6 protein-coding genes are annotated in these 8,128 nt (G+C 61.2%); 3 read left to right on the top strand and 3 right to left on the bottom strand.

The genetic code is table 11. The features are described from left to right. Window positions 1-200 precede the first annotated feature (200 nt). The 3 genes from F8A92_RS14590 (at window position 201) to F8A92_RS14580 (ending at window position 2,549) form a co-directional block, all read left to right on the top strand. The gene (locus tag F8A92_RS14590) at window positions 201-470 is read left to right on the top strand and encodes a type II toxin-antitoxin system TacA family antitoxin (RefSeq protein WP_153505903.1); all 270 of its coding nucleotides are present in this window, start codon (window positions 201-203) and stop codon (window positions 468-470) included. Further along, window positions 467-1,000: a GNAT family N-acetyltransferase gene (locus F8A92_RS14585; protein WP_153505902.1), complete on the top strand. Its 534-nt coding sequence runs from the start codon at window positions 467-469 to the stop codon at window positions 998-1,000. The genes F8A92_RS14590 and F8A92_RS14585 overlap by 4 nt, the downstream gene beginning before the upstream one ends. Window positions 1,001-1,274: 274 nt before the next feature. After that, a complete protein-coding gene (locus tag F8A92_RS14580) occupies window positions 1,275-2,549 on the top strand; it encodes an AlbA family DNA-binding domain-containing protein (RefSeq protein WP_228389473.1) in 1,275 nt (424 codons plus the stop codon). Window positions 2,550-2,703: 154 nt separating this feature from the next. Here the strand turns inward: F8A92_RS14580 and F8A92_RS14575 are convergent, their stop codons facing one another. The 3 genes from F8A92_RS14575 to F8A92_RS14565 all read right to left on the bottom strand — a co-directional run bounded on the left by F8A92_RS14575 (window position 2,704) and on the right by F8A92_RS14565 (window position 8,091). After that, window positions 2,704-3,411, bottom strand: a complete 708-nt coding sequence (locus F8A92_RS14575) for a TIGR02391 family protein (protein ID WP_153505900.1) — start codon at window positions 3,409-3,411, stop codon at window positions 2,704-2,706. Between the two features lie 133 nt (window positions 3,412-3,544). Continuing rightward, window positions 3,545-6,085 (bottom strand): DEAD/DEAH box helicase, encoded by a 2,541-nt coding sequence (locus F8A92_RS14570; protein ID WP_153505899.1) that lies wholly within the window; start codon window positions 6,083-6,085, stop codon window positions 3,545-3,547. Continuing rightward, the gene (locus F8A92_RS14565) at window positions 6,082-8,091 is read right to left on the bottom strand and encodes a site-specific DNA-methyltransferase (protein ID WP_153505898.1); all 2,010 of its coding nucleotides are present in this window, start codon (window positions 8,089-8,091) and stop codon (window positions 6,082-6,084) included. The genes F8A92_RS14570 and F8A92_RS14565 overlap by 4 nt, the downstream gene beginning before the upstream one ends. Between the last annotated feature and the right edge of the window lie 37 nt (window positions 8,092-8,128).

Here is an 8,128-nt window from a genome sequence, read left to right as displayed (position 1 = left end):
TCGAAGGATCCACCTGGTGGCCGCGCCTACGTTGGAGGCACGCGCTCACTCAGGTCCGTCGTACACCACTCTGCTGGACTCCACTAAACTCACGCACACGGTGAGAGAAGCCAAATGACTATGCATCAACGATTCCTGCGTCCTCGATTGCGACTGCCGTACGTTTGCCGTACATTAGTGCGCGATGGGGAGTGGTTGCGATGAGTAGCGTGAAGACGCGGCGGCTAGAGGTTCGTACCGACGAGGAGACCGAACGACTAGTGCTGGACGCATCAGCCCTGCTACAGGTCTCCAAGACGGCCTTTATCGAGGAAGCGGTCCGCAGCGCGGCGCGCAAAGTGGTGGCGCGTTCGGACATCACGCTGATGTCGGCAGAAGTGTTCGACTCGATGATGAGTTCTCTGCATTCGGCTGATGTCTCTCCGCAGCTTGCTGATCTAGCTCAGCTGCCGCGCATCATCCGTCGGTGAGCGAGCCCACCTATCGGCTGGCTGCCCTTGACTCAACGTTCGACCTGGCGAGGTTCGACTGCGGGGAGTCCGCCTACAACACGTGGTTGACCGATACTGCGCTTCGCGCTAACGAGTCAGGCTCGAGCGCTGTGTACGTCCTACTGGAACAAGCCGGCCACGAAAGGGAACAAGTGGTTGGCTACTTCGCGATCTGCCCCACCACGGTGGTACGCGACGCGATGCCCAAGCCGTTGCAGCGGGGCATGCTGCGCGCCACGCCCGGCTGGCTACTGGCCAAGCTCGCGATCAACCGTTCCCTGCGCGAACAGCGGCGGGGGTGGGGGCGGCACTTGCTCCGTGAAGCCCTTGAAGTGATCGTTGACGCTGCCGAGCGCGGTGGCGGTGCGGTGATCGTGGTCGACGCCGACAATGAAGGCCTGATCTCCTTCTACGAGCGCAACGGATTCGTTAGCACGGGCGCCGGGAATCTCCGGATGTTCCTCAAGCTCGCCACCGCCCGGGCCTACCTGCGACCCTCCGACCGATAAGTCGCAGCTGCTGCAAATTCAAACATCGAAAATTGCCGATACTTTATATCATGACAGTTTTACGGTGTTTTCCCAGTTCAGAGCCATGAAGTCCGCCTCTGCGGTCACTGTTGATCTAACGGCGTGGCAGGTGCAACGAGTCGGACATGCCCTGCGGAGATGTTGCCAGCGTCGCGCGGCCGGTCGTCAGCACTGTGTGCTCATGGTTTCGACCGACGAAGGGACAGCGCGTCAGAGGCTGAACCCTGTCGGCGCAGTCTGCCAAACTGCCGTTGTGTACCTCTCTTCTGATCAACCGCATTGGGATCCGCGTACAGAGGCTGACCTGCGGTCAGCGATCGATAACGAACTCCTCCACGAATCGCACCACCTTGACCTGAAGCGTCAACCGGGGAAGGGATCGCGAGAAGCCAACCAAGAGCACGCCCGCGACCTCGCGCAGTTCGCTATCGATGGCGGTCAACTAATTTACGGGATCAAAGAAGGCGCAAACGGTCAGCCCCATACGCTGTTCCCGATCGAGCTCGCCGGGCTTGCTGAACGAATCGAGCAAATCGCTCTCGCTGCCGTCGACCCGCCTCTACAAGTCAGTTGCCGGCCGATCACCTCTGAGCAGGATCCTTCGAAGGGTTATCTCATCGTCGAGATTCCCATCTCGACCTTTTCCCCGCACATGGTCGACGGCCGCTACCTCGGCCGCGGCGACAAGATGCGTAGATACCTATCTGACACCGAGGTGGTGCGACTTCACCAGTTGCGCACGCTCGCTCGCGATGAAGCGGGTCGTGTCCTCGACGACTACGTTTCCCGTGACCCCATCCCGGTAGACAGGCGCCGGCTGGCACACTTCTTCGTCGTCGCCTGTCCAGCGCGTCCGCGTCACGAAGAGATGTTGTTGGATCATGTGGATGGCGATTGGGGGCCCGTGGTCAATGCAGTGCTGCAGGCCGCGTTCCGCGACCCTCTGTACGCCCAGGGACCGCGGTTCAAACCATCTATTGGAGACACACACCAATTCCAGCGCCGAGCCGATGGGATTGCACGCACGGCAAAACTGAGCTCGGACAGGACTCTCGGTAACCCCAACGATGAGAAGTACGTTATCGAGCTCGAACTCGCGGAAAACGGTGCGGTCAGACTCTTCACCGCACGACTAAGTGATCACCTCACGGAGGACCCAGTGGAGGGCCGGACTCAAATCATCGCCGACGTCCTCGTCGATCATGTCCGGCACGTCCTCACGATGGCACGACACATCTCCGAATTGGTCGGGTACCGCGGTGCCTGGCATATTGGGGTCGCCGCAACGGGCATAGCGGGACTCCGCGCCCACACTTCGCAACTGCTCCTATCACCGCTCCCTCCGTACCCGGCGGACCGTGACGAGTACAGGCGGACGGCGACGGTCTCCTTCCTTGACCTTCAAAAAACACCCGGAATAGTTACCGGTCAACTTGTCGGACAACTGCTAAGGGCGCTTCGTGTCGAGGCGGAGTACGAGGCGTATTTGCGAGACGCAACTGCCGAAAGTGGCATCTTGAACGACTAGAGCCTCGCGAAGCTTTAGCTCCGCGCAAACAGGGGCATCTCGCTGCACTAGGCCGATCCTTGCTGCCTAGATTCTGGGCTCATCGTTCTGTGCTGCGTCTAAGTCACTCGCTTCGATACGAATTCCTGTCGCCTTCCTGAACCCGTCGGCTAACTCAAGCGCCGAATCTCGCCTGCGCCCGCCGCACGATCCGAAGGAGCAGATCGGCCAGCTGGATCACCTCTGCGGCCTCCACAGGATCATCGAACTGCACGGTCCGATGGCTGGCGGGATTCTTATACGCCCCAATGGCTCCAGCAAACAGGTCGGCGGTGGCCTGCTGCTCACCACCCTCCGCCTCGGGGTCTCGGAGCGCTCCGTCCTTCGGATTGAAGGCGGTGCGCATCAGCTTGACGCCCAGGAGTTCGTTGGGGAGTCCCGCAGCCTCCCGAGTAGCGACCTCCACTGCTTTCATCGCCGCGAATGACGCCGTCTCGTAGTCGCCGAGGGCGAAGTTCGACTTCGCCGAGGAGAGCGCAGGGTGCAGGTCTCCGGCCAGCCTTTCGGCAGCCCACACTTTCGCGACCGCATGCTTGTCCTGGGCGACATCCTGGCCCCAAGCAGTTGGGCGCTGCCAATTGCCGGACTGTGGGTTTTCCGCGGAGGGCCCGATAAGCGCGTGGGACTCCAACCACGCCCATGCGTCCGACAGCCGAGCCAGCAAAGCATCCAAGTCGGCGGGTTGGGGGGCTCCCCAACCCCCTGACTGCCGGAAGCCCTGGATGAGGTTGTTGAAGTTAGCCTGCTCATGGCTCAGGGATGCAAGCAGTTTCAGGCCGAGATCGGGCAACGGCAGGTTGCGGACTTCGTCATGCGAGAGCATGTAGCCCAGCGTAGGCACCTGATCCGACAAAGCCATGCCCGCTCGAGGTCGGGAACGGTGGGGTCGACGACCATCAGCGTTGACATCATGACCTTCGCGGCGTCTTACGGCCGACCTCGTCGACGATGACCTCTTAGTAGTCCATCCCATCGGTTTCGAATAGGTTCTCAATCAGCGCCTGATCTGTCGCGTTGGCGAGCAGCTCGTCAATGCGGTCAGCCGTCAGGTCTAGCGCGCGAAGTCCGCCGCCAATTTCAATGACGGCGAGGCATCGCCGCACCCGGTCCGCGTGGTCCTGTGCGTACCGGGCCAGGGCGCCCCACTTGGGACCGGCGTCGGTCTGGTTGTGCTGGTGCGGATCGACGATGTCCATGACATACTCGCCGTCGCCGTCGTCATGCCAGAACATGAAGTCGGGGTGCATGAGTAGGTTTTGGTCACCGAACTTGTAGGGCACGGCCAACGCGTTACGCCCGGACGACGGATTGCGATACCAGGCGACTAGCGATCCTGCTGCGAGCTCGACTTCGAGCACTTTCCGTTCCCAGGACGAGCGCGAGGTATCGACGGGAAAAAGGCCCGCGTTCTTCTTGCCACCTGGTATCACGTAGAGATGATGCGGGTACACCGCGATGCTCTCGGAGTGGCGACCGACCACTCTCTCAGTCGCCGCCGGGTAGACGTCGCGCGCCTCGACCGTCGTCGGGATCAGTGAAGAAGCTCCCGAGTGCCACAGCGGCTCGATGAGCTCGCGGATGGCTCGCTGCGTGCGCGATACTTCCGCGCGGTGCTGCTCTCGCCACTTCGAGATCAGAGCCGCCGCATTCTCCTCGATGATGGACCTAAACCCGAGGTCTGCCATCGCTGCGACGCGGACGGCAGCGTCGATGTCGTCGTAGCCGCGGTCGCAGAGATCGTTGTAGTACCACGCTGCTGATCCGTCTGGGAGAAGTCGGACGGCCTTGTTGTAGTAGCCGTCGAGGTCGCGTTCTGAGGTGGCGACCTGGTGCTTGCCTTCGGCGAGCATGATGGCCGCGCCATACCCGACGACGGTCGTTCCGACGGTCAGCGCCAGGATGTCGTTGACCTTCTGGTCGATTTCGTACTCACGTTGGCGGTCAGCGGCGCGCATCTGGTCGACTATCCAGGATCGCGCCTTCGCCGATCCGTTTTGCACGAATCCGTGCTCGTTTAAGGTCGCCGCGAGGCGCATCAGCTGTGCCGTGCGCGATGAGAACGTTGCCTTCGGTCGCATGTAGGACGGCAGGGTGTCCAGCAGCTCGAAGATGTCGGCGGGAACATCGCTCGCGCGAGTGCATACCTCGGGAGCGATCAGGACGTCGATCTTGACGGTCTCATCTTCGGTCAGCGCGTTCACCACGCGGATGACGTGCTCGGTCTTGAATCCGGGCAGGTAGGCGACGACCTCGTTGAGGCGGTCGGCTCCTGCTTCGATCCGTTTCGCCAGTGGCGTGCGGACCAAGCGGCCGATGAGCTGGGCGATTTCGGTGTAGGAGTCCTTGCCCTGGAACGAGACGAGAACTTCGGCGCGGGGGCAGTCCCAACCAGTCGTCAGAGCCGACTTGAAGAGCACTACCCTTGCGCGGTCGTCGGCGGCGATCGCTTCCGGCGGTAGGTAGCGGATGGTCTTGTCACCTACTTGCTTGGGGCCGTGCGGTTCGCCGAAGGCGTGGGCGATCGCGTAGTCGGTGAGTTCTGGCCACGTGGACGCGATGACGTCGAGAATCTCTGCGAGGCGCCTGTCGGTGACCTTGGGCGGGACCTGGAGAACGAGCAGCGGCTCGACGATCTGGTCGCCGGTGGCTTCGTGGTGTGCACGCCAGGCGTCGTTGGAGGCTTTGAGGTCTTCGACAGCTAAGGCAAGCATGGTGCTGTCCGCCGCTTGGTCTTCGGCGATGTTGCGCAGCAGGATCCGGTCCTTCAGCAGCCCAGACTCGCGAACGTCGCCTGCGGGGACTTCTACAAGCCGCATGGTGCGGTCGGCCGCCATCATCGCGCTATAGAAGCGATCTGGAGTCGCAGAGATCCCTAGCACGACTGGCGCCGCGGGCTGCACCGTTCCGATGTTGGTTAAGCCACCGTTGACGATGGTCCTGGCAATCGTCTTGCGATCTGTCTTCGTGGTGCCCGAGCCCCGGTGCGCCTCGTCCCAGATCACCAGGATGTCCTCGCCACGCTCCCGGACAGTGTTGGCAATCATGTCCCACGCGCCGAAGGTGCGGCGGTCATTTCTCGAGCCGTCGGGGCGGATGGCATGCAGGGTGCTGTTCTTCTGCAGTGCCTGGATGTGCACGAAGTAAATGAAGCCCGGTTCAAGAGTGGGCTCGTCGATCTCGGATAGAAAGCGGATGCGGCTGACGTCGATGCTGCCACCGGAGGCTTGCAGGATCTTCCCGATGGTCTGCGCGTTGAGGGAACGGTCGTCGGTCAGCCACAGTACGGTCGTGCGCGGGTTCGCCGGCCTCTCTGGCGTTCCCCGATAGATTCCCTCGAGAACGGCGGTCGCGATGACGGTCTTGCCGGCGCCGGTCGGCGCGGTGAGGCCAACTGCGCTCTTCTCGCCGTCCTCGACGTAGCCACGGCGCGCTCGAGCAAGGTTAGCCAGGACGCCGGCGACGGCCTGCTGTTGATATTCCTCCAGCTTAAACTTCACCGCGGTCCACCCTCGATATTGATGGTGTAGTTCGACAGGTAATCCTGATACAGGCGTACGGTCTCGATACCGGCAGGAATCCGCTCGCACGCTTGCTGGTACTCGGTCGGTGAGTCTGTGATCACGAAGACCACCGTGGGCGACCCACCATCAGCGGCAGCCTGCGCTATGGACTCGGCGAAAGAGGCCAACGCATCGACGGAGAATAGGACGCCGTACGAGTCGGTGAGGGCCCACCCATCATCGGGAACTTGATCTATCCGTTTTCCTACGGCGCCGGCCTCAAGCCACATTAGCGGTGCAATTGGGCTGTACTCACGTCCGCGGCGAACGCGACCGGGATCAAGGTAGGTCAACTCGAAGAACTCGACATTGGCAGCCAAGCCGTGGCTGTATATCGAGCCGTCCTGTCGCACACCTGTAACCACAGTCGAGAGCCGAGGGCGGCAAACGTACTCAAAGACACCCTTAGCGTCCCATTCAGCGTCGCCCGGGTGAGCGCCTACCTTGCGGAGTGCTCTCGCCTGTTTCGCACCGACCTCATTGTTGGTGACGAGAATCGATTGACGGGTACCGCCATCTTCAGCATTGAGGCGCATTACTGCTTCGGTGGTCGACCCGGAACCGCCGAAGAAGTCAAGAATTACCGCGTCTCTTGGTGACGCGAGACGGATCCATCGAACGAGCACGCTCACGTCTTTTGGGTTCGGGAACCTACCTTCTTCTCCGAGGATGGATTTGAGATAGCCGGTCGAGGCCCTGCGGTCTTGCTCGAAGACGGAACTTACTGTTTCGCTCGTCTGCTCATCTAGATACCGCTTAAAGTAGGCGGTGCTGGTGTGATCCGCACCGAAGATTATGCGGTCTTCAACGATCAATTGCTCCATCCGCTCGCGTATGTAGACCCAGCCATTCGGATGCATCTTGACCGGCTTTCCCGTAACTGGGTGCATGAGGTCATAACGCGAGTTTGAGGTGGGTCCTGGCTTGCGAAGGTCGCCCGGGAAGTACACACGTCCGTTCGAATCAATGGAGTTGTAGCGCGCCACTCCATCGGCGAGAAGTCCTTTGTACCGGCGCAGCCAACGTCGAAATTCCTTGGTGGCCGCGTCCGGATCACCCCGATTCGCCGACCACGCCTCCGCCGCAGCAGCCAACGCGTCATCGACTCCCTGTTTGCGGTCGCGCCACTGAATGCCGGCCGCGGCCAGCGCAGACTCGTCACGTGCGTAGATCAGCATGTAGTCAGCGCCATTTGAGACATACCTAGAGTCATTCTTGCGACCTCCCTGCCAGACGACATCACTGAGGAAGTTGTCGACGCCGAACAGCTGGTCCAGCAGCATCCGCAACCTGTGGTGCTCGTCGTCACCGATCGCGACGATGATGACTCCGGTGTCCTTTAGTAGATCCCGCGCAACAAGAAGCCGCCGTTCGAGGAACGAAAGCCACTTAGAAGACTTTGCGCGGTCGTTCTGGTCGACGTAGTGGTCGTTGTAGATCCACCCCTCATTGCCGGTGTTGTACGGCGGGTCGATGTAGATCAGATCGATCTTCCCGCGGTGGGTCGATCTGAGTGCCTGCAGGACGTGGAAGTTCTCTCCGTTGATAACCGTGTGCCACGGGGCGTCGTCTAGCCCATTCTGGATCCGCTTGATGGACTGCAGACCGGGATAGACCGGTTCTCCGAACTCGCGCACGACGACGAGCTCCCTGACAGGTACCTCTCCCCCATCGCCGCCGAGCACCGCAACTTGTCGGGAGGCATCGGTGAATCCGAGTACCTGCCAGGTTCCATCGCTGGACTCATCACGGAGTGCGACGCGCACGCTTTTACGGATTGGGTAATCCAGCAGCCGCACCGACTCGGGCAAGTGGCGATCAAACACGAGGCCGAATCGCCGCGAACCTCTGAGGAGCTCGATCTCGCGGGATATGCGCGAGCGAAGGACCTCGTCGTTGACCTGTCCAACGAGCTGGTCTAGCAGATTACTGTCGTCACCCATGCGTTCTCACTATTCGTCGCGGTTGAGCGTCCCGGCC

The sequence above is a fragment of the Cumulibacter manganitolerans genome, from assembly GCF_009602465.1.
In the GTDB taxonomy this organism is placed as follows: Bacteria; Actinomycetota; Actinomycetes; order Mycobacteriales; family Antricoccaceae; genus Cumulibacter; species Cumulibacter manganitolerans.
This window is presented reverse-complemented; position numbering and strand designations above follow the sequence as displayed.

What these genes read in the sequence shown, in the direction of transcription:
- F8A92_RS14590 (WP_153505903.1), top strand. Translation starts at nt 201, where the DNA reads ATGAGTAGCGTGAAGACGCGGCGGCTAGAGGTTCGTACCGACGAGGAG.
- F8A92_RS14565 (WP_153505898.1), bottom strand. Translation starts at nt 8,091, where the DNA reads ATGGGTGACGACAGTAATCTGCTAGACCAGCTCGTTGGACAGGTCAAC.
- F8A92_RS14575 (WP_153505900.1), bottom strand. Translation starts at nt 3,411, where the DNA reads ATGCTCTCGCATGACGAAGTCCGCAACCTGCCGTTGCCCGATCTCGGC.